Genomic DNA, 22,235 nt, shown 5'->3' with positions numbered 1-22,235 from the left:
GCACCGTCACATCCAGTGCGGTGCCGGCTCTGATTGCGGCAGGAGACGATCGCATGCAAATTGTTGATAGAGCACAAGTGGCCGTGCTTGCTAGTTCTGTCGTCGCCGTCGGATCCTTCGACGGCGTTCATCGGGGCCACAGGAAGCTACTCCGCACATTGCGACGTCTCGGTGATAACGCCGGCCTGAAGACCGTGCTCGTCACCTTTGATCCGATTCCGCGAGCTGTCATCCACCCCGCATCGGCACCGCCGCTCATCTGCACGGTTTCAACGCGCCTTCGCCTTCTGGCTGGATCAGGCGCCGTTGATTACTGTTGCGTCTTGCCATTCGATGAACGAAGGCGACACGAGACCTTTGAAGAGTTCGTGACTCACGATCTTATTCGACGGTTCGGAATGAAGATTCTTGTTGTAGGCGAAAACTTTGCCTGTGGCCGCGGGCGCAAGGGCGACATAGTGTCCCTAAAGGAACTTGGCAAGAGCCGCGACTTTTCCGTAGAAGCCCAGCCGATTCACGCTCCACGCGGCCTCCCGAACTGTTCCTCTTCGGAAGCGCGACGGTTGATTCAGCGTGGCGACCTCGTCAAAGCGGCGCGCCTTCTTGATCGCGTCCATGAAATGACCGGCGTTGTATTAGGAAATAGGGGGGCTGTGCCAAGCCAGATCCAAGTCGTCCTCGACGACAATTTGTGTGCCCCTCCTGAAGAAGATTACTTGGGGGCGGTACGCATCTCCGAGACGGATAGGTGGAAGAAGGCAATGCTCAGGATCAGCAACGCGACATCTATTGGGCGTCGTACGGTCCATGTCACGCTCGGCAGCGATATTCGGGTCAAAACGGGCGATGCTTTGACCATGAGGTTCGCACAGAGGGTCGCCGCTACAACTTAAACAGTATCCAGTTCCTTGAAAGCAGATGACGTCTTGCATGAGATTTGTGCGGCGTCGCGCCACGCGGTGTCTAACATGAGACAGCAATCGCCTGGCCTCGTTTCGTTAGATGTTCGCAATTCGAGTGCAATGGCCGTGGAATAATGACCGGAGCCAAATGTGCCCTGGGTCGCGATCATAGCGCTCGTGCCAATACTGATAGATCTCGATTTCCGGCAACTTCATCGGAGTTTCAAAGGACTGAAGTTCGAGCTCGCGAGCTAGAGCAGCTGCAATAAGCCTCGGAAGGGTTACGATCGCGTCCGTATATTTTGCCAGCAGCACAGCCGCTGCGAACCCCGGCACACGAGCCGAGATGTTCTCCTTGGGTATCACTAACTCCAGCGCTTCTTGCGCAATCTTGTTGTAGTGGCCGGCTCCTTCCGCTGCTACCAAAATGTGGCTTTCAGAAGCAAACCCTTCCAAGGATTTGAATTCCTCGATTCGAGGGTGTCCTAGCCGCACGAGGCTCAAATAATTTGTTCTAATCAGCCGCTGTCGCTTGATGCCCTGGACGAGAAGCGGGTAATCACCGGCGGCAAGATCGACCTCTCCGGACTCTAGCCGGTAGTGGAGATGCTCCACATCGAGTTGCACTACATGCAATCGCAGATTTGGAGCTTGCTTACGCATGTCCATCAATACTGACGGTAGCGTCAAGACGATGGCAGCATCGGGCGCCGCGAATTTGAAATGCCGGGCCGAGGTCTCAGGCAAGAATGGCAACTGTTCACACTGTAGCAGCGATAGTTCTTTGAGGATGCTGGCGATCTGCGGTGCCAAAGCGAGTGCCTTGGTCGTTGGCTTCATCTGAAACGCGACGCGAACAAAAAGTTGGTCATTGAAGTGATCTCGCAACCGCGCCAGGGTCTTGCTCAGCGCCGGTTGCGTGATGTCCAATGCTTCGGCTGCGCGCGTTAGACTCTGTTCACGTAAGAGCGTGTCGATTACCTTAAGTTGAAACAGATCCAATTCATTCCGGAGATGGCGTGCGATGGTCCGGCTCCCGTAGCTGCTGTTTGAGGGATATTACACAAAGTCTGAGGCCTGCTTACAAGCGTGATTCCCAAATCGATAGAAAATTGCATCAGATCCAAACGAGATCCGCGCTACATATCCAAAATGGCAGTGTGCTCGCGTACACCATGTAAGGAAAGGATCGAGTGCCTGATGTTCGCTATCCCGCGGCGCTATAGTCATTTCATCTTTGGTATCATCCAATCAGGAATAACGTCCTTTGTTGCCGCCGGTATTGCGAGTTTGCCATCCGTGACAACTGGCCAGTTCCTATGGAATTGGCTGGCGTCATGGTTGATTTCGTGGGGGGCGCTGGCACCAGTTGTCCTTCTTGCCGCCCCCGCAATAAGATCGTTGTCTCTCGCACTTACCAGAGATGACCCCGCAAACTAGGCAACAACGGACAACATTTCTCGGGACGATACTCAACTCCGACTTGGCCTACGAACCAGTAGGAGCACAGCCAGTCGGAAGTCCGCGGGCGTGCTGAGCACGTGATCGAGCGAGAATAGGCTTGGCTTATGAGCCGAGCTGCCGGGCTCGAAACCGCAACTCTTCCCGGCATCACCCTGGTAGGGGCTTCCGGGCCATTTTTGTAAACGCGCCTTGACTTCAATCGTCCTGATGGATAAGGTACCGTACGTTACCGCATGAATAGATTGTGCGATGTCAAACCGGCGTGCTGAGATCTTGGAGGCGGCGGCTTTCGCGTTCTTCGAACGCGGATACGCCGCTACAAGTATTGACGTCATTATTGGGCGGATAGGCGGTTCCAAAAGAAACATCTACAATGAATTCGGAAGCAAGCAGGGGCTGTTCGCTGCCTTGGTTTCCGAGATTGCCGATGCCGCGCTGCTCAGCCTTGATCATGAGAAGTTTGACGGAAATTTGGAGGCAACCCTAAGGCGGCTCGGGCATCGGCTAGCGCGCATCTATCTGTCGCCAAGCTTGGTCGGCGTTTATCGTATTATTGTCGCCGAAGGGCAACGTTTCCCGGCTCTAGCACAGGCCTTTTACGACAAGGGGCCGGGTCGCGCCGTTACCCGCCTGGCTGAAGTGTTACACAATGCTCGACATGCGGGACAAACAAACTTGGTAGACTGCATGACCGCAGCGGATGTCTTCGTTGGTATGCTCCGCGGCAACCTTCATCTGAACGCCGTTCTTGCGCTCCACGCGAACCCGACGGAGTCTGAGATCGCGTCGGCTGTGGAGTCGGCGGTTCACATCTTTCTCAATGGCTTTGAAGTTGGGAGGACATCGGACCAATGAAGTTCGCGGGCAGTTTATGTGGTCCGTCGTCTCTTGCTGCGTGACGGACGCGGAGGCGGAGCAGTCTGTCGGCGATCACGACAAGTGCCGCTGCAGGACACCAGGCAGGCAGCGCAGTGACACTCCGTCCGCAACGTTCGAAACACACAATGTTGACGCGAGAACCCAGTCCGAAATGAGGAACTTGCTTAGATGAGGGCCGTGATCCTAGAGGTGCTGGAATGGCTCGCCGGTGACGAATGCCAGGACAGCGATGATGCTAACTTAATAGCTGGCCTCGGTCGGAGATTGCGTTCGGCCGGTCTTCCTGTCGATCGCCTCGCGTTTCACCTGAGAACGTTGCACCCCGAGATACTGGGGCGCACTGTCTTGTGGTCCCCGAACGAGCCCGTCCAGATCATGGACCGCGAAAACGGGCTCGATCTGACTACCAACTTCGTGGGGAGCCCGGTTCGACACGTGATGCAGACCTTGGAGCCCCTGTCGATTCGGACGGACATACCTGGCACCCGACGTTGGACGTATCTGGACGTCGACAATGATCGAGAGCTTATCGAGCTGATGATCGTTCCGCTTGTTAATGTGGATGGTCCAGTGAGCGCGGCGGCGTTTTGCACCAAACAGTCCGATGGGTTCACTTGCGAGGAAAGAGAGGCGATCGAGCGGATCGTTCCGGCGCTCCGCAGCGTCTGCGAGCTGCGAACCCTGCGCAAGTTCGATCTGACAGTTCTTGATACGTACACCGGAAGGGCAACAGCCCAGCGCGCCCTCGCTGGCCAGATGCGCCGGGGGCAGGTTGAATCCTTGGAAGCCGCGCTCATGATCTGCGATTTTCGAGGCTTTACCGAGGTTACGAATCGTCTACCGAGCGGCAAGATTCTGGAGCTTCTCGACAGCTATTTCGACCGGGTCGTGTCGGCGATTGCAGAAAGTGGCGGCGAAATAGTGAAGCTCATGGGCGACGCAGTGCTTGCATTCTTCCAGCACGACATCGCGGTGGAGTCCTGTCGAGCCGCAATGCAGGCCGCGCAAGCCGCTCTCGGTAATCTTGGTCGCTCACCCGCCTCCCTCGGTCCCATAAACGCCGGCATAGCGTTACATTATGGAGAGATGAGCTACGGAAGCATTGGGGCCGGCAGGCGGCTCGAATTCACCGTCATCGGCCCAGACGTAAATCTGATCAGTCGGATCCAGACGGTCTGCGCAACTACGGGCGAGTCTCTCTTGGCTTCCCAGCGCTTTGCAGAGCTCCTCAAGGCGGACGACCTCGTCTCCCTTGGTCGGCATGCCGTCTCAGGCTTTCAGGAGCCCGTCCATCTTTACGCCCAGGCGCGACCGCGGGGGCAGGCCTAGCCTTTCGTCGCGCAGCTTCCCGGACTATTGGATCGGTCTACTTGCGTCGGTCGACGAAACGAGGCCGGACCGCTCGATGCACTCAAGCTTCGCGGCTAACTGCACCAGATTGCCGTATTGGTGGGACGGGCCGTGGATCCAGCCAAGGTCGATACTGTATGCGTTCATGCTGCTGGAAGCAGCGCAAATGCTTGAACCGCTGGCTGTCTACCTGTCGCGCCAAATTTGACTTTGGCCGAGCTCTTGATTTGGGCGCCGCGAGTCTCGGGACGTCGCATGCCTTGGCGGGAGACAGCCGTTTTCTGCACACGCTATCAGCGCTCCCATTCCGGTAGATCTGCTAGTCGGCATTCGAAGTCGTGACTGGCAGGCCTCAATGACGACCAGCGCTTCTCATTATGTGGTCAATCTCGTTCTGGCAGCGTTCGAGAGCCTGTCGATCGGTCATTTCGCCCTTCAGGGCTGCAAAGATGTTCTGACCAAGTATACGCTCAAGCGACCTGTACTCGGGAATTGGCGGCCTGTACCAGGTGTGAAGTTTGTTCTGCCGCGCAAGCCGGTCTACCATACGAACGATGGGCGTTGTTGCTGCCGCTTCGGGGTCGGCCGAGACGCTGAAGCGTGGCGCAACCGGAATTCCGTTCTTGACGTGCTCCTTCATGGCCGCCGGCGATGCCATCCACGAGATAGCTTCGAACGCAAGCTTTGCCCTCTCTAGCGAAAGGTTGGTGGGAATTGCGAGGAGAAATCCACCGACGGGGCCGACCGTAGCGCCGCCGGGTCCGCGAGGATGCGGCAGATACTCGACGTTGCGCTTCACTGTGGAGCGAATGTCGTACTCGAAGCGAGCAGCCCTCATCGTCCAGCAATAGACCATGGCGGCCCCGCCGGTCATGAAGTGATCGAGCGCATGATCCCAGTCCATCTCAAGGATGTCTGGCGGCGAGAACTCTAAGAGCTGCCGCATATAGTCGAGCGCGAGCTTACCCTCTTCACAGAGCACTTTGGGACGATACTCCTCCTGGCTCATTCTGCTAAAATCGAAGCCGGGTCTGAAAGTGGGTAGATTCAGCACAGGAGAACCGCAGCAGCCCATGAAGATCATGAAACTGTGTGCAATGGGCATGCCCTTGGCCGCGTTCCAGACTATTCCGTTGAGCCCCCGTCTGGGCTGGTGCAGTTCTCGGGCGGCCTCGAGCACGCTCTGAAAGCTCGAAGGCATTTGCAGCCGACGTTCGCTGAAGAGATCCTTGCGTACGGCAAGCGTTTCGACCGTACAGTAGATCGGCACGCCATACTGAACCGAATTCCAAGTCCCGGTGGCCCAAATGTTTGGGTGAAAATCGAGAGGATTTATGCCGCTGGATTTGATGAAATCATCCAGCGGACGAACAGCGCCCTTGGCCACCGCTTCTCCAAGCCACGGCATGTTGATGGCTGCGATGTCATATTCGCTCGATGCGCGACATGCGTTTCTAAATGTCTCTTTGTGGAGTTCCTCAAGCGCGAGCAAATTGAAGTGCCTGCGAGACATCAGCCTGCTGCGAAAATCCGTCCACATGTTGCGCATCGACGAGAAATAGTTGTCGTTGTGCAAGAGGAATCGAAGATCCTGGCCAGAGACCTTGCGGTTCTCTACGATCTTGAGTGGCGGAATGATCTGATCCGCAATATAGGATCCACCGAAATAGTAGTCGTCAGAATTGGTGCCGCCGCCGCCAAGCCCGAACGTCTCCGCGAGCAGCGTCTTAACGCTGATCGCATACTTCGCGAAACTGGCTCTCAATGATTTGCTGGGTACCAGGACGAATGATTTTCCGGTCCTGCTTCTTGCGCGCTTCTCAATTTCACCGTCTTCGATAAGCCGATGTATCCGGCGCATCGCGCTCGGGAACGGTATATTCGACGCCGACGCCAAGGACGACATCGTCACGGGATCACCGCGCAGGTGGCTCTTTATGAGGAACAGAACCATGTTCCAAACTGGATCTATGCTTCCCCCACGCATATTCTGGTCGAAGGGCGCGCGAATACGCTCAAGGAAATTGATGATGCGAAGCAGCTCGTAGTCCGTCATCTACCCGGCAATCCCTTGCTCGATGGCGATCGGTAGTGTCTGGGGTCGTATCGCTGTTTTCATGTCATCGGTACGTGAGAAGGATTTGTTGGTTTGTAGGCAACAATAGCCACGCGTTCGGATCGTCCCTACGAGCCGGCATAATCGGTGGCTGATATCTTCGCCCACCAATCATCGTCTGTCGCCGATCGATGTCGGTGCGGATCATTTATCAGACGCTGCGCTCGCTGGAATCCCAGCCAATATATCTGCGAGCCCACCGTGTTCATGAGCAACAAAACGCTTCCGACATGCACTCTCTTGCGATCATTCGCGCTTGGCTATTGCCGACGGCAATGATTTCTCATTTTGAGAATATTGAATGATATTTAGACGACCGATCTTTGGCAAGCTCAGCTGGCAAGGATGGAGGTTGGGCATGTCGACAAAGAGGGGATGCTCCCCAGTCCGGTTACCCCAAGCGACGAGATGGGCCGGGATGTCCGGATCAGACTCTCGAGGCGAGATTCGCGGTAGCGGGCGCATCGGCCGATGCTTCGTTGCCCCGTATTCGATCGGCGTAGTTGGACAGAGCGTCAATCAGCCCTCATCCGAGCCTATTCTGCCGCCTTCTTCCCGCGCCTGATGCGCGTTCTTGAGGAGCGGAACTGGAATACCGAATCTGCCTAAGGCACCCACTACGATGTTTGAGCTGGCCAAGAAGGAGCCGCGCTAGATGAAATACAACAGTCCCTACTCGACCGCTTCCTGGGGCCAGATGGCAAAGGATTGGGAGCAAGGCATCGATTACAGCCGCCTCTCGAAGGCACGTCTAGCTCGTGCCCAGCAGGCGATCCGCTACGCTGGGCTTGGCGCCGTGCTGTGCTTCAATTTCGATAATATCCGCTATGTCACGGCCACCCATATTGGCGAATGGGCGCGCGACAAGTTCATCCGCTATGCACTGTGCCCCGTCGAGGGGGCGCCGCTCCTTTGGGATCCGGCGCCGCCGGCCAAGCGGATCTCTTCGCCCTGGATTGCCGACAATGTCGCGGCGCCGATCACCACTATGCAGGGCGCGATCCCGCCGCACATGAACGTGCAGCGCGACTTCGCCAGGCAGATCAAGAAGGCGCTCGTGCACTACGGCCTCGAGAAGGAGCCGCTAGGCATCGATGTGATGGAGCTTGGCATGCTGCGCGCGCTCGAAGCAGAAGGCATTGAGGTCGTCGACGGTCAGCAAGCAATGCTCGACGCACGCGAGATCAAGACTCAAGACGAGATCGAGTTGCTAAAGATGGCGGCGGCGATGGTCGATGCGACCTATGTCGACATCGCGCGTGCTATCCGCCCAGGGACCAAGGAGAACGAGCTCGTCGCGATTGCCAATGACCGGCTGTTCAGGATGGGCTCCGAGCGCGTCGAATGCGTCAACTCCGTATCGGGATCGCGCGGCCGCCCACATTCCCACACGTTCTCGGATCGAATGATCCAACCCGGCGACATGATCTTCCTCGACATCATGCACTCCTACAACGGATATCGCACGTGCTACTATCGTACGTTCATTTGCGGCGAACCGAACAAGCATCAAATCGATGCGTACGAGACGGCCTCCAAGTGGCTCAGCGCTTCCATTGACATGATCCGACCGGGTGTCACTCCCGATGAGGTGGCCGCTGTCTGGCCGGACGCACAGGACTTTGGCTACCGAGATGAGGCGGAAGCCTTCCTGCTACAATATGGCCATGGGGTCGGCCTATCCCTGTGGGAGCGGCCGATCTTCTCTAAGCGCTTCCGCGGCCAGAATACTCCGCTTCAGGAAGGCATGGTGTTCGCCCTTGAGACGTGGAAAGGTGCGGAAGACGGCTCGGGCGCTGCCCGCATCGAGGAAGAGATCGTTGTGACCAAAACCGGATGTGAAATCATCACGAACTTCCCCTCGGACAAACTCATCTCCTGCGGTCTTCCAGGCTGCCACGTGTTCTGAGATCTGTGTGGCCGCCCAGATGACAGCCGATTCAGACACCGCGCGATCAAGCCGCCCCCGTATCCCGGTGACGCTCGTCACCGGCTTTCTGGGCAGCGGCAAGACGACACTGATCAACGCGGCGCTTCGGGCGCCTGGCATGGAGCGGACCATCGTTGTCGTAAACGAGTTCGGCGAAGTCGGGATCGACCATCAGTTGGTCGCCTCCAGCAACGACTCGGTGGTGGTACTGGAAAACGGGTGCCTTTGCTGCACGGTTCGCAGCGACCTCGTGGCGACACTGAATGCGCTGTATCACGATCGCGCGGCGGGCCGGATTCCAGCGTTCGAGAACGTCGTGATCGAAACGTCAGGACTGGCCGAACCGGCTCCGGTGCTGCAGGCGTTCCTATCGGAGCCCACGCTTGACGGCCTTTATCGTGTTTCAAGCGTGGTTACCCTAGTCGACGCAGTTAACTACGGTCACACGCTGGAACGGCATGACGAAGCGCTTCGGCAGATTGCACTCGCCGACCAGATCCGGCTTACAAAGCTCGATCTTGTCGGGCCGTCCGTTAGCGATACCGAGGTGTCGCTACGCAGCAGCATAGCGCGCCTCAACCGGACGGCGGAGGTCCACGCAATCGATTGGTCCGCGGAGGCACTAGCGGCACTTCTTACTGCTCCGGGTTTCGATCACGCCGATCCGAGTGCCGATCCTCGCCCATGGCTCGGGGTAGCTACCGCCGAACCGTCGTTGCATGACGAACACGACGATCACAGTCATAGCCATCACGAGCACGATCACGAACCGTTGTATCATCTTCGCGGTAAGAATATCGAAAGCTTTGTCCTGGTTCGAACGGTCCCTTTGTCTCGTAACGAACTGCAGTTCCTCCTGGATGGGATCAGCCACAATCTTGGGCCTAACCTGCTCCGTGTCAAAGGGTTGGTAAGCATCGCCGACGAGCCGGGGCGCCCGGCCGTTATTCAAGGAGTCCAGCACCTGCTGCACACGATGACCTGGTTGGAAAAATGGCCGGATGCAGACCAACGAACCCGGATTGTCTTCATTACTCAGGGAATAGCCAGCGTCGACTTGCGCGACATGATTGGACTCCTCGACCGGGTCAGCACCCGCACCTTCAAGGTACGCGAACGCGGTAGCTTAAGCGCGGGGCGATGAAGACCTTGGCTCGCAAGCCGACTGGGCTACATCGCCGAGAAGCGCGCTGACCGGGTTGACGAAAGGAGAGGGGGGCGAATGTCAGATGGATCAAACTTAGGCCGAATGGGAACGCCAATCTGATGTCGGACCTGAGGCCGTAACCGCTGCGTTCCTGCCGAGGCGATCGCGGAGCTCCAGGGCGGGGCCGCTGCAACGCGGCTGCGATCGCACCATCCATGCGCGCAAGGACCGATACGGACAACTCATCAATGTTGAAGAGTTCCTCGATCTTGCCGACCAATAAAGCGGCCTCTTGCGTTCCTTCGATTCACACCGCGGCGCCGCGCTCAAGCCGATTGCAGGGCTGATCGAAGCGAATCGCTTGGTGTCGTTCTGCGCTTGGTGAAGTAGGAAGAGTACACGGTGAGGATCTCTCGTCTCCTCGTGACTACAAACATCGGTGAACCACGCCGTTCTGGTCAAACAGCAAAGGGAGCCGCTGAGAGCACGTCCGCGAACGGATGCTAGGGGGCGTAACCGGCACCGGCTGGCGAACCATGCAGGGACGCCAGGCGGTAGCTTCTTGCACAGAGCTCCTTCGGAGCCAGCGCCCTTGTTTCGGCACCACCGGGTTCAGGATCGAAGTGCGACTCATGCGGCAAGCAAGCCATGCGCAACAAGGAAGCCGCGGAAGCAGATGCTAACATCGCAGAGCGGATCGTACAGATCGAGCAAATGACGCTACAGGAGATCGCGGCACTTACATCGAGAATGGCGACCGAAATCGTCACGGGAAAGGTGACCGCAAGAGAAGCGAGGCAGATCGATCGCGCGGTGGGCAAACGGCTCATGGCAATCGAGCGAGGATCTGCGCTAGCGCGGCAGAGAGCGCAATAATGGGAACGGGGAGTGGGCTTTGGTTCCGCAACCTTCCCGGCTCCGCATGTTTAGCTGGTCCGCCCCAAGTTGAATTGCAATTGCGCCATCCGTTCGTCCCAACCTGTATTTCGGTACGTCGTCAGGTGCTGCCCACGTGCATCTCGCTCAGAGCAGGAGCCCGTGGTTGGATTGATTGAGTTGAACGATAGGCGAGGTTCCTTGTAGATCGGCCAGCGCTGCCGGCACGTCCGACAGCGAAGTCGTCCTGCTTCCGCCAAAGAATGCCAGCGCGCATCAAATTCTCGGTTGCCCAACACCCGGTCGAGGGACAGAGACAGTAGCAATCACTGCCTCTGCCAGCTGCCGGGTAACTCGATTTCAAACTGCTGGGTGTTGCGACGACAGCTCTGACGCGTGAGAGTTCGATGGCCTTACCAGAAATGGTCATGGCTTCCGCTCTGGATAGTCACGGCCCGCATTAGAGTAGATACCAAATCATCAAGAAGCACAGCGGGTGCGGACTAGGCTCTGCCGTACGCAAGTTGAGCCATGCCAACGTCATCTGAACCTCGCAGCTACTCCAATTCCTTCCTCAGCTCGACGCGGCACTGAACGAAGTCACTTCTTTCGCTTCGCGGAACTTGGTGTGACGATTCCATGCAGACAGAGATCCACCGCGGACTTAACGAACGCACTTGCTTCGCTGCCCTTGAGTGGGGGGCGTAAGCCCAGCACAACCTTGAGATACTGATTTCCACGTATCATGCTCACGAAATGGTTTGCGACGCCTGCACAGTCGATCACCTGTATCTCGCCCTTAGCCTTCGCATCTTCCAGGATACGTGTAAGATGAGAGGCAGCTCGGCCTGGTCCCTTTTCGTAGACGGTCCGAGCCAGCCGTGGAAACCGCTCCGCTTCGACCAGGCTAGTTCGGAAAATTCCGATCAAATCGTCTGTCTGGTAGACCTGTAGCAGTTGACTGCCGAAGTCTGTCATCGTCTTCCTTACATCGCGACCTTGCGCTTCATTCTCGATCAGAACTGAGACTGCTCTATCCGCACACCTTTCGACAAGAGCGGCAAACAAGCCCTCCTTGCTCCCAAACTCGTTATAAATTGTCCTCTTGGATCCACCCACGTGGGCAATGACCGCGTCGACGCTCGTCGCTGAAAAGCCTTGTTCAAAGAAAACCTTTCCTGCGGCATCCAAAATGAGCTCTCGTCGATCTTCAGGAGGTCGTCGTTTTGCAACCGCCATGCGTTCCCCCACGAGTTGAAACATTCAAACCAGTCAAAGGAGGTAACGCGCGTTACCAACGATGTCAAAGCAAATTGGTTCGATATCGCTGCTACGATCCTATCATCAGCCGGGGCCCGCGACCTGACGCAGCGCGTGTAAGCTCATCCAGGATAAGATTGAGCTTATCATCCTCGGACCAGCGTTGCCGCCGGCACGTGTCTACCATTTTCGAGCGCTCGACTTGGGCACTGCAACTGCGCCTATCACAATCCGTTAGGACAGTTCCCAACAGCGCGTCTCACTCGACAGGCCGGTCATCGCCGGATGCGTACCCATTAGCTGCGGTCGAAGGGACTAGGGATCCCGCGATAGGAGGTTCGCATCGAGCGTCCGATGGGCGCCGACAACGTCTTCCAGGCCAGTCTCCACCGTAGCTTCAACCGAGAGGCCGACCCGAAGGAGCCGCGCGAGTGGCTGATTTGGAGACAGCATGATCTGGACCGGCAAGCGCTGCACGATCTTCGTGAAATTGCCGGTAGCGTTCTCGGACTTTATCGCCGCGAAAGTCGTCCCTGTGGCTGCAGGCACGCCGAGCACCGTACCCTTGAGATCGATGTCATAGGCATCGACATGGATGCGGGCATGTTGCCCCGCCTGGACGTGCTTCAGCTGGACCTCGCGGTAGTTCGCTTCGATATAGACGTCGGAGAGCGGCACGACAGCCATCAGTCCGGCACCTGGATTGACATAATTTCCGACCTGTACGGCGCGTTGGCCGATCATGCCGTCGACGGGTGCGCGAATCTGCGTGTAAGAAAGATTGAGATGCGCCTGTGTCAGCCGGGCTTCGTCCGCCTTAACCGTGGCCATGGCCGCATCTTCTTCTGCCTTGGCGACCGTGAGCTGCGCGCGCGCGGCCTCCAGCGCGGCCTTGGCGCCGCTAACCGATGCTTCGCCCGTTAACAGAGAGGTGTCCGCTTGTTGTTGCATCTTCACAGTGCCAGCGCCCGTGGAGGCGAGCTGATTGTAGCGACTGGCATCCTTCTCTGCGAAGCTCAGCTGCGCCTTTGCCATTGTTAGCTGAGCGTCGGCCTGGGCGATCAACGCTGTTTGACGGCTGATATTGGCGGTAGCATTCGCAGCCGCAGCGCGATCACGCGTTAGCGTTGCCTGCGCTGTGTCCAGGGCGGCGCGAAAATCGCGATCGTCAAGTTGAACCAGGAGATCGCCGGTCTTGACCATTTGGTTGTTATCGACGGCCACCGAGGTGATCTGACCGGCGACCCGCGACGCGATCGTTGTATAGTGTACGCGTACATAGGCATCATTTGTCCAGACATCAGCCTGCGGGACGTAGATGCGCCAAAGTACGGTAGCGGCGCTTGCTGCGATGGCACCACCAGCCAGAAGCCAAGGCCAGCGGGTTCGCTTCTTCGCAGGAGCCTGTTCGACCTTACTGCCGGGGACAAGAGCACCCGCCGGCATGGGTTCGCCGGTGTTGACATTGTCGGGGGGGAGAAGCATGGCAATAGCCTCCTTATTTCTTGGCAAACAGAATACGTGGCGAATAGGTACGCTCAGGGAGAATCATCACCAGCATCACAAAGCCGGCGACGAGGGCGGCCATGACGAGATAGATATCGGCTGTCGTGAGAGCGTGCACCTGCTGCGTGACTGCCTCGGCTGACTGTTCAAGGCTTCCCGTGCTTTTCTGGAAACGATTGAGGCCAATCTGATCGACAAGTCGCTCAGAATGTAGAGCGCCACGCCAACGCTCAATGAGCGCGATAAGCCAGATTCCCACCGGCTCGGCCAAAGCGCGCGTGGTGTTGATTAGTGCCGAAGCGAGCGGACCTTCGCTGTGAGAACGCACCGTATTCGTTGCCATCATCAGTAAGGGCATGACGATCATCGGTTGACCAACCATCTGGAGTACCTGCCAGACATAGAACTGATCGCGATGCCATGTGACGTCGACGGACGATGCACCAAGACAGGCGATCATCATCAGTGCAAGGCCAATAAGCGTAACCGCACGCGCATCCACATTCCGGTGATCGAGCAAGAACGCCACTGCCGGTAACATCACAAACTGGCCGAGCGCGATGACAAGCGTAATCAGATGAGCCTGGGTCGGTCTGTAGCCTTGCACACTTGCCAGGAACGTCGTTGGGATCAGCGTCGAAGAGGCGCTGAGCACTACGAAAGTAAAAAGGGCGAGCGCTGCATATCCGAAGTTGCGCCGCAGCAGCATTTGCAGCTTCAGCAGCGGCAGTGCATGGAACCACTCGTTGATGAGGAGCGACGGGATAGCGATGATACAAACCAGTGCGAGGACACAGATGAGGGGAGAGTTAAACCAGTCCAGCCGATCGCCTTGCATCAACAGCGTGGTGAGAGCGCCGAAGCTCAGAATGATTAGCAGCGCACCGCGCCAGTCGAATAGCTTGAGCCGGCTGTATTCGGGCTCGCCGGGATCCATGCCGTACCAGACCAGAACAGCCGCCAGAGCGCCCAAAGGAAGTGCTGCCAGGAAGACGAATTGCCAGTCGCCGATGACATCAGTCCAGAGCGCGGCGAGCGAGGCACTGAAAGGAGATGTGAACGTGGCTGTCAGTCCGTACACGGCCAAGCCGTAGAGACGGATAGATGGCGGCAACACCATCAACGCCGTTGTCATGAGAAGAGGGATCGTAAGGCCGCCGGCGAAGCCTTGGATAACGCGCAAGATCAGGACTACCTGCAGGTTATGCGCCGATGGGATGAGAAGAGTTGATGCCGTGACCGCAGCGACGACGCAAAGGGCGAACCTGCGAAGCGTGAATGTCACCGCGCACCAAGGCGCGAAAGTCATCCCAATAGCAAGTCCTGCGACGTAAAGGCTTTCGATCCAGGTGCCAGCATCATAGTCGATTCCAAGAGAACCTCGAATATCGACGAGCGCGATTGACGTTACGGTGTCGTTGAACTCGCTGCTCATTGCTGCGATCAACACGCCGAGCAAGCCTAAGATTGGCCTCATACTCATGGCAAATCCCGCGCGTTTAGCCGTGCCGGCGAGCGTGACGGCTGTGACCGTCGCCGCAGGACACTGGGCAACTGCAAATGAGTCGTGACGACGATTACTGTGCGGGCACGAGCGCTGGGGCGCCCTTGTCCTTGATCAAGACCACCAGGAACTTGGCTGGTTTTGTGTCGCTTGCGTTCCGGTCGACGACGTGAATGTCTCCGGGCCCTTCATAGAAGCTCTGTCCTGGCGTCAGTGTCACCGGTTGCCCGCCCTTCACTTGCATCACGACGGACCCCTCAAGGACATAGACAAACGCATGAGCATTGTGTCGGTGAACGGCGTTTGTCCCGCCTGGCGCATGTTCGACCGTGATCATCAGGGCTTCCCTGCCGGGGCTTTCCGGAAGATCCTTGGACATGAGTGGCGTGACCTTAGGCCCCTCAGCCAATGCCGTGCCGGTCATGAGGCACAGCAGAACCAAAGCAGTGGATTTCATCATAATGGTCGGCTCCTTCGCCTGTTGGTCGACGCCCGCCCGTGGCCGAACGGGCGTCGCTCGCGATGTGGACTAGGCTGCTGCTTCTGAGCGACGAAGCCATTCATCCAAACCAATGCGCCCGAGACGCGCCTCGCCCAACGGCACCAGCGAGTGCTCCTCGACCCGGCCACCCCAGTATGTCGCCTCCGGATCGCTCACGACCTCGCGCGGATCACCAACGGCCTTCAAATAACGAGCGATAATTTCATTGAGTGGCGCTCGTTCCGGGCCAGCGATCTCCACGATTCCGTTTCGCGGCTCCGCGAGTGCCACATCCGCGACGTTGGCAGCGACGTCGTCCGCGGCGATAGGCTGGAACAGGATGGGTGGGAGCCTGACCTTGTTTCCATCTGCACTTGAATCGGCGATGCCGCGGACGAATTCCAGGAATTGGGTCGCGCGCACGATAGTGTAAGGGATGCGGGAGGACCTGATCAGGTTCTCCTGAGCAACTTTGGCACGGAAATAGCCATTGTCTGTACGGTCGGTCGCGACGATCGATAGCGCCACATGGTGCCGGACATTCGCCGCCGCCGCGGCCGCGAGCAGGTTGCGGCCAGACGTCTCGAAGAATTCCAGCACCGCCTTATCCTCGAACGAAGGCGAATTGGCGAGGTCGAGCAACACCTGCGTGCCCGACATGGCCTGCTTGAGTCCTTCGCCGGTTATGGTGTTGACGCCGCTTTTGGGCGATGCAGCCATTACTTCATGGCCGCTCCGGCGGAGAATGGCGACAGTCTTCGAGCCGATCAGGCCCGTGCCGCCGATCACGACGATCTTCATGGTCTCCTCCATCGTGTTGCTCTGACTTACGACTTGCTAGTTGGCACTCAACAAAGGCAATCAATAATCCCAGATGGCCGGGACCCAACGAAAAGCGTCACCATCGACTGCGACATGACCGACGGACGGGAACGGCATATGTGTGGCTACCAGCAGCTCGCGGTTCGCCGCCAGCTCTCGCAATAGACGGACCCGGACGCGGGCCGCCTCTTCGGGATCGTGCTCGAAGCCGTTGTGCCAGTCGGGGTGTTCGAACCCGACCGTGAACACGAGGTCGCCGGCGAACGTCAGCCGCTCGCCACCGGACGAAAGGCGGACCACGCTGTGTCCGGGGGTGTGGCCGCCAGTGCGACAGACGACCACCCCAGGCGCCACTTCGTACTGCTCATCGAACGTCCGAAACCGACTGCGGTACTCGTTCAAGAACCGCTTGCCGGTCGCCCGCAGCGCGTCCGGGAATCCCGGCGGCATGGAGACGCGGGAGAAATCGGGCGCTTCCCAAAACTTGACCTCGGCGGCCGCGAGGTGGATCTGCAGGTCAGGACGCAGCTGGTCCTTCACCCCGTCGACGAGCAGTCCGCCAACGTGGTCCATATGCATGTGAGTCAGCACTACGTCGGTCACGGACGACAGATCGATGCCGGCGCTCTCCAATCGGTGGACCAACTGCCCGGCCCGCGGCAATGGGAACTCAACCCCCATCCCGGCGTCGACCAGGATGGTCCGGCCGCCGCTGCGCACCACGACCACGTTCAGCGCCCAATCGAACGCGTCCGGCGGGAGGAAATTGTCCTTTAGCCAGGCCGCCCGCGTAGCCGGATCGGCGTTGTGGGCCAACATCGCGCCTGGCAGCGTCAGCACGCCATCGCTGATCACCAGCACGTCAATCTCGCCAATCCGAAGCGCGTAGCGCGACGGAACTAGCTCGTCGTTAACGGCATGTGAGATCTGTTGCTGAGTGCGTCGGATCGTCTCATTCATCTCTGCAAACTCCTGCGTTCGATCTTGGCGGGGCGCTTCCCGCGTGGGAAGCGGGTGATGCTATGAGGTGTTCGGAGGCCCGTGATCCGCTCATTGCGGGTGTGTCTCCGTAATGATGGTCTAGCCGATCAAAGCTGCCGGTGCGCCAGAGCGATTGCCGGGCTTGAAGAGCGATTGCTGTTAAGGTGCGTCGGGGCCAATCGCTCGGGAAAGCCTTGGCGCGGAGCCCCACGTTGGTGCAGCTCTCATTGTAGAAACGGGAAGAACCAAGCTGGCATCCGGTCCGGCGACGACGCAGCGCAGCAGAGATAGCTACACTTTCGATCGTGTTGGTTCTGCCGACCATTTGGAGGCCTCTGAATCGTCGCCTTGGGTACATTTAACTGCGTTGAGCGGTCCAGTAGCCGGAGCATAGCGAACTGCCGGCGTGGCCACTCCATCTGCCTTGGCCGGCGGAGCCGACGAGCCTGCCGGAGCCGGAAGCATATTTGTCGCTAACTGCGACTGACGCATGCACCGCGCCAGATCGTGCCACGTGTCCCCTGAATTTGAGAAGATTCGGGTGCGAGACGATGCCGTCAGAAACATTGACGGTGAAGCTATAGCTGGGCTCGCAGGCACCCTTTTGGGTCACGAAGACGAGGTCCCAAGAACCATCATAGGCCGATCGCGCTTGCGCAGCGGATGTCAAGGCGATGAAGCAACTGGTTGTAATCATCCAGAGTGAATGCGTCTTCAAGGTACTTCTCCTCTCTTGAACAACGGCTCGCTTGCGTATGGTCGCTTTGGAGTCCGGCCGGCGTTGGCGGAGATCGCAATGCCTTCGCGCGCGTCAGCCGACCAGCTCAAGAAGTCAATGGCGGACGATCGGCCATAGTTGCGAGCGAGCAGCCTCACTCCGAATAATGGCGTTGTCGGTCGAAGCCTCACCTGAATTGAAGTACGTCCCTCCTGCGGCCAAGGCCGCGCGGTGCGGTCAGTGAGATCGGCCACGACAACCTCTCGGTCACTGATGCCAATCTGGACGGGGCAGGTCTCCGCGGCACCTTGCGCGTGAAGACGTCAGTCACACGTTCCGAACCGGCCAAGGCGTGGAGAACGAAAAGCCGCTTGGGTGGGGTTCAAGCTCCAGTCGGCGTAAGGAAACTGAGTGCCGCCTCTGGTTGGAGCGGACATCATTGATTTGGTAGAATGCACGTACCGCACCGGGATCTCGATTTCCTCACCTGTTGCTGACGTGAAGCGAACGGCCAACGAAAGCCCGTAAACGATTGCGGCTGCGACAACTCGCCGTCGCGGTGCGAGTGCACGGGATCCAAAGATGCTCTTCCAGATCATCTTATCTCTCCGTCCGGTTGAACGCGGGCACCGTGGGAATCTAGCGGATCGGTCCTTTGGTCGCGCCAGAGCGATTGCCGTATCTGTAGAGCAATTGCTGCTAACGCCTGAACTTCCGCTATCGCTTCGGCCTTCGCCGGTTCTTCGGACGGGGTGACCTATGGTCGGTCTTCAGTGTGCTTTGTACGGCCAACTAGAATATGTCGTATTTGAAGCGCCTTGTGGCGTCGCCGGGAGCCGGCCTCTCGGTCATGCGCTCGCCGGGCTGTAAATGACCTCGACCGTCCAAGAGTCCTTCGGCTGGCCATAAAGTTGCCAGAAGTGTTCAGCCACCGCTGAGGCCTCATTCGAAGCCGGGGAAACGAAGGTGCAAACAGTCACCGTGCCGACGTGAATCCCCTTTTCCCGGAGCGGTTCGAAAAGTCCTTGAGCCAAAGCACGAAGACCAGCCTTTCCGATGCTGATCGAGAGGTAGTCCGGATTGGGAGCGAGTGCGAAGCCACCTCCAGTCAATAGGATCGTACCGGATTTCTGCGCTTCCATTTTCGGGGTGACTGCCTGAGCCGCTACGAGCGCTCCTCCGATGTTCACTGCGAGATCAGCATTGAAGCTATCAAGAGGTTGTTCATAAAGGGTCGCCTTGCGCGGGGATGCGGCGTTGTAGTGCAAGACGTCGATCGAGCCGTGCTGTTTCTGAACATCGGCGACCATTTCCATGACACTCCTTGGATTGCTTGCATCGACCCGGCGAACGCTGGCTTTGTACTCTCTTGCAATCAGCCGTTCGGCCAGTTCGTGCGTTTTCGCGACGTCGCGGCTGGCCAAAACCACATGGAATCCCTCTTTGGCAAAACGTTCGGCGGTTGCTAAGCCAATCCCTGGACCCGCTCCCAGGCTGAGAAATGTTTTCATCTACCAGTCCTTTCGCGCTACCTCAAACTGGTGGAGTCGCGTTGCAAAATAATCTGCTCATTGGACGGAAAACATTGTCGTTTTACCGTCGTGGCCGCTCGATCGATCATGCCTATAAGCGTGTACCAAGGCACTAGCGGGCATTTGCTCCCAGCAAATGTCGGCGAAGTGCTCACCTCACGCGTCGCCGCCAATCGCTTGGGCTCTCACCGGTCAGCTTTCTAAATGCCGCGGCGAATGCGGTCTGCGAGGAATAGCCCAGAGCGGCTGCAATCGACACAATTGCATCGTCGGTGTCACGCAGCATCATCATGGCCCGCTCGAGATGATATTGACGTAACCAAGCGTGGGGCGAAAGCCCTGTACTCTCTTTGAAGGCGCGGCAGAAGTGAAAGCGCGATAGGCCGGCCTCGCTGGCCAGCGCTCCGAGAGAAAGGTCAGCATTGTTTTCCGAACGCAGGCGTTCGATAGCGCGACGCAGCACTTTGGGCGCCAGCCCGCCGATGGTCGGATGGAATGTCGCTGGCGCGCCGACGTGCGCGGCAAGCAGGCGCGTGGCCAAAAGATCGGTCAGTTGGTGCCTGAACAGCGTATCCAGCGCCGCGCAGCCTTCCAAGGCGTCTGCCGCGCTCAGCAGTAATCGGGATGTAATGGGATCCGGATGTGCAGTTCGCTCCACAAGTTCACCGGAAGCGGCTGTGCCAGCTTCGTGTGCAACGCGATCGAGCGTCGCCTGAGGAAGGTAGAGCTGAAGAACACTCAGGGGCTGGTAGATGTCCCATCGCGAGGTTGAACCGGCCGGAATGACTGTCAAGGTCCCCGGACGAGTCATTCCATTTACAGACACTTTTCCGTCGCGGCGCTCAAACCGCACTGGCTCGGCGGGGAATGTCATAATGACGTGGTCGGCCATGGGCCGCACGACGTCGTGCAGGGGGTCGTGTCTCCAGAACGTAATCACGCCGCTCGATGGGTCTGAAGCCATGTGGAGTGGCGTTGTTTTGAGAACACGCTTCATTTCGGCATCGGCGTGAGGGCACTCACCGATTGGCGAATCGCTCCGCTGTGCCTGGGAAGTCTCTGTCTGATTGTTATGCGAACGATTGGGTAAGCTTGGCGTGCTGCTCATGAATCTGTCCTCGCCTGTGAGGGGCATTTCGTTGAGCGTTCGACGCGCATTCTGGGTGCTCGACCGGTTTTGCGTCCTTCCTAAAACAATCGCACTTTGCCCAATCCTGCTACAAGCGATTACGTATCAGCTGCAATCGAAATTGCAACGACGAGGCGAATGGTCGCGTTTGCTGCTGTGCAACCAAATTCGCAATATGAGCATCTGCTGAATGGCATTGTCGCTGGCAAATGGACAGCGACGCTGACTTTCTTTGAGCTGGGCCGAGGCGGGTAAGGCGGTGAAGCAAGTTGCTGACGCTTCCTAGTCCGGCGCCGTCAGAGATCGCAATGGTATTCAAAGCCACCTCACGAGGACGCGCTCGTCAGTGGTCCCAGGTGGTTGGCCGGGCGAGAAGCGAAGCGCGTCGGAAGGCGAAACGTGATAGCAGGAGCTTGATCCTGTCATCGGCGTTTTGCCCGTGAGATGGCGTAAGCGACGCAGCGCGCTGCAAACATCTCGTCCGGTGGGTAGCCGATACCTTCCGCGAGATTGCCAGGCTCGAGGATGATCTCGTCGTTTGCTTCAACGCCAGTGATGACGATCGTACCCAATCGCACCGCTTCGCGCTCGTCCTCTTCGGGCCATCGTATCGTTAAGTCCATAACGGGATCGCCGGGACGATCGAGCAGCGCTATCACGCTGAACCTGACATCGCGAGTTGCGATCCGCAAACCGAGCTCATCATTCAAGATGTCGGAAGGCACTATCGCTGCATCGTCATCGGTTAGTGTGCCGTCTCCACTGACCGGCGCCACCTTGAACTTGATGAAGCGCGTCTCGTCACGTGAGTTTGTCGCCGGAAAGGCGTGCACGGCCCAATAGGTAGTGTCTGCAAAGCTCCATCGCAATGGTTGCGCCGCGAGGCATTGTGCCTGGCGCAGAGTCTCAGGATTAGCGGCAGAGAATGCCTTGATCCTCTTCGCATTCGGCTTGCCATTCTGTCCGGGAATGGCCGCCTTCAGAAGAGCCAACATTTGGTCCAGCGTCCTTGCGAAGTGCACTGGCGCGTTCTGCGTAAGGAGTTCCGAGCGATGCCCGTCGCTGCCCAGCCGGAAGCTGAAGCGCCGCAGGACGGGACGGTCTGTATCCGCCAATGTCGGATTGCCGCCTACTGAGAAACGAGCCAGCACGCGAGATGCTTCGGTAAAACTGCGGGATCTTGTGATTTCCTTGGCTCGATCCGACGGGACATAGGTGCCGCGCACGCAGCAGCCTCTGGCAAAGCTAGAACGTTCCGTTGGCGATTCACCCGCCGCAGCCTTCAGCGCATCCACGATGGACGCTGGGCTCGCGGCCTCTTGGGAGCTTGTACAGAGCAGAACCCTGGGTTCGAACATCGGCGAACATTTAGCCCAGCGCGGGTCCGGCGTCTTTCCCAAAACGGTCATGCCTTTTCCGATCCTGCTACGATCAGCCGTAACGGTTTGCGAAGGACACGTGCGCGAAGGAATACCGCAAGCGTACCGCGGCATGCAGTCCACGTTGGCCGATACGGGGCATCGCGGATCCTGATAAATCCTGCAGCCCTTGGGCAAGGCGCGGATTAGCCGCAATAGCTCTAAAAGCACAGCAATTGTTCTGGCGTAGTCATGGCGCCCATCCGCTAGATCATCACGG

Annotated in this window: 19 protein-coding genes; 7 read left to right on the top strand and 12 right to left on the bottom strand. The window is 58.1% G+C overall.

The features are described 5' to 3' along the window. Positions 1-53 precede the first annotated feature (53 nt). Positions 54-893, top strand: coding sequence for an FAD synthetase family protein (locus tag BI327_RS32755; protein ID WP_076865434.1), 840 nt, complete (start codon positions 54-56; stop codon positions 891-893). A 105-nt stretch (positions 894-998) separates the two neighbouring features. Here BI327_RS32755 and BI327_RS32750 read toward each other — a convergent pair whose 3' ends face one another. Beyond that, entirely contained in the window at positions 999-1,904 is a 906-nt protein-coding gene (locus BI327_RS32750; protein WP_083742292.1) for a LysR family transcriptional regulator, read from the bottom strand. A gap of 198 nt (positions 1,905-2,102) precedes the next feature. On the opposite strand from BI327_RS32750, the gene BI327_RS32745 reads away from it, so the two are divergent. The 3 genes from BI327_RS32745 to BI327_RS32735 all read left to right on the top strand — a co-directional run bounded on the left by BI327_RS32745 (position 2,103) and on the right by BI327_RS32735 (position 4,574). Beyond that, positions 2,103-2,342, top strand: a complete 240-nt coding sequence (locus tag BI327_RS32745) for a DUF2798 domain-containing protein (protein ID WP_076865432.1) — start codon at positions 2,103-2,105, stop codon at positions 2,340-2,342. 273 nt (positions 2,343-2,615) lie between these two features. Then, positions 2,616-3,221 carry a TetR/AcrR family transcriptional regulator gene (locus tag BI327_RS32740; protein ID WP_076865431.1) on the top strand — a complete coding sequence of 202 codons (606 nt, stop codon included), beginning with the start codon at positions 2,616-2,618 and terminating at the stop codon, positions 3,219-3,221. A 192-nt stretch (positions 3,222-3,413) separates the two neighbouring features. Beyond that, positions 3,414-4,574: an adenylate/guanylate cyclase domain-containing protein gene (locus BI327_RS32735; protein ID WP_076865430.1), complete on the top strand. Its 1,161-nt coding sequence runs from the start codon at positions 3,414-3,416 to the stop codon at positions 4,572-4,574. A gap of 373 nt (positions 4,575-4,947) precedes the next feature. On the opposite strand, the gene BI327_RS32730 is transcribed toward BI327_RS32735, so the two are convergent. After that, positions 4,948-6,651, bottom strand: a complete 1,704-nt coding sequence (locus BI327_RS32730; protein ID WP_076865429.1) for an extracellular solute-binding protein — start codon at positions 6,649-6,651, stop codon at positions 4,948-4,950. Between the two features lie 715 nt (positions 6,652-7,366). On the opposite strand from BI327_RS32730, the gene BI327_RS32725 reads away from it, so the two are divergent. The 3 genes from BI327_RS32725 (at position 7,367) to BI327_RS32715 (ending at position 10,664) form a co-directional block, all read left to right on the top strand. Further along, positions 7,367-8,620, top strand: a complete 1,254-nt coding sequence (locus tag BI327_RS32725) for a M24 family metallopeptidase (RefSeq protein ID WP_076865428.1) — start codon at positions 7,367-7,369, stop codon at positions 8,618-8,620. A gap of 7 nt (positions 8,621-8,627) precedes the next feature. Next, positions 8,628-9,785: a CobW family GTP-binding protein gene (locus BI327_RS32720; protein WP_083742291.1), complete on the top strand. Its 1,158-nt coding sequence runs from the start codon at positions 8,628-8,630 to the stop codon at positions 9,783-9,785. 651 nt (positions 9,786-10,436) lie between these two features. Next, complete coding sequence (locus BI327_RS32715; protein ID WP_076865427.1) at positions 10,437-10,664, top strand: hypothetical protein; 228 nt, start codon at positions 10,437-10,439, stop codon at positions 10,662-10,664. 600 nt (positions 10,665-11,264) lie between these two features. On the opposite strand, the gene BI327_RS32710 is transcribed toward BI327_RS32715, so the two are convergent. From BI327_RS32710 to BI327_RS32665, 10 genes are all read right to left on the bottom strand, one after another. Further along, a complete protein-coding gene (locus BI327_RS32710; protein ID WP_076865426.1) occupies positions 11,265-11,903 on the bottom strand; it encodes a TetR/AcrR family transcriptional regulator in 639 nt (212 codons plus the stop codon). 336 nt (positions 11,904-12,239) lie between these two features. After that, a complete protein-coding gene (locus BI327_RS32705; protein WP_083742290.1) occupies positions 12,240-13,409 on the bottom strand; it encodes an HlyD family secretion protein in 1,170 nt (389 codons plus the stop codon). A 13-nt stretch (positions 13,410-13,422) separates the two neighbouring features. Continuing rightward, positions 13,423-14,913, bottom strand: a complete 1,491-nt coding sequence (locus BI327_RS32700; RefSeq protein WP_076865425.1) for an MFS transporter — start codon at positions 14,911-14,913, stop codon at positions 13,423-13,425. Between the two features lie 94 nt (positions 14,914-15,007). Further along, entirely contained in the window at positions 15,008-15,394 is a 387-nt protein-coding gene (locus tag BI327_RS32695; RefSeq protein WP_394329900.1) for a cupin domain-containing protein, read from the bottom strand. Between the two features lie 69 nt (positions 15,395-15,463). After that, positions 15,464-16,216: an SDR family oxidoreductase gene (locus BI327_RS32690; protein WP_076865527.1), complete on the bottom strand. Its 753-nt coding sequence runs from the start codon at positions 16,214-16,216 to the stop codon at positions 15,464-15,466. Between the two features lie 60 nt (positions 16,217-16,276). Next, the gene (locus tag BI327_RS32685) at positions 16,277-17,197 is read right to left on the bottom strand and encodes an MBL fold metallo-hydrolase (protein ID WP_076865424.1); all 921 of its coding nucleotides are present in this window, start codon (positions 17,195-17,197) and stop codon (positions 16,277-16,279) included. A 379-nt stretch (positions 17,198-17,576) separates the two neighbouring features. Then, on the bottom strand, positions 17,577-17,936 hold the full coding sequence (locus BI327_RS32680; RefSeq protein ID WP_089025657.1) for a hypothetical protein: 360 nt from the start codon (positions 17,934-17,936) through the stop codon (positions 17,577-17,579). A gap of 848 nt (positions 17,937-18,784) precedes the next feature. Further along, entirely contained in the window at positions 18,785-19,447 is a 663-nt protein-coding gene (locus tag BI327_RS32675; RefSeq protein ID WP_076865422.1) for an SDR family oxidoreductase, read from the bottom strand. 172 nt (positions 19,448-19,619) lie between these two features. Continuing rightward, on the bottom strand, positions 19,620-20,576 hold the full coding sequence (locus BI327_RS32670) for a helix-turn-helix transcriptional regulator (RefSeq protein WP_076865526.1): 957 nt from the start codon (positions 20,574-20,576) through the stop codon (positions 19,620-19,622). 443 nt (positions 20,577-21,019) lie between these two features. Beyond that, a complete protein-coding gene (locus BI327_RS32665) occupies positions 21,020-22,006 on the bottom strand; it encodes a catalase (RefSeq protein ID WP_394329899.1) in 987 nt (328 codons plus the stop codon). Positions 22,007-22,235 lie beyond the last annotated feature (229 nt).

The organism is Bradyrhizobium mercantei, from assembly GCF_001982635.1.
GTDB classification, from domain to species: Bacteria; Pseudomonadota; Alphaproteobacteria; order Rhizobiales; family Xanthobacteraceae; genus Bradyrhizobium; species Bradyrhizobium mercantei.
Note: the sequence above shows the minus strand (reverse complement) of the source record. Positions and strands in the feature narration are given on the sequence as shown.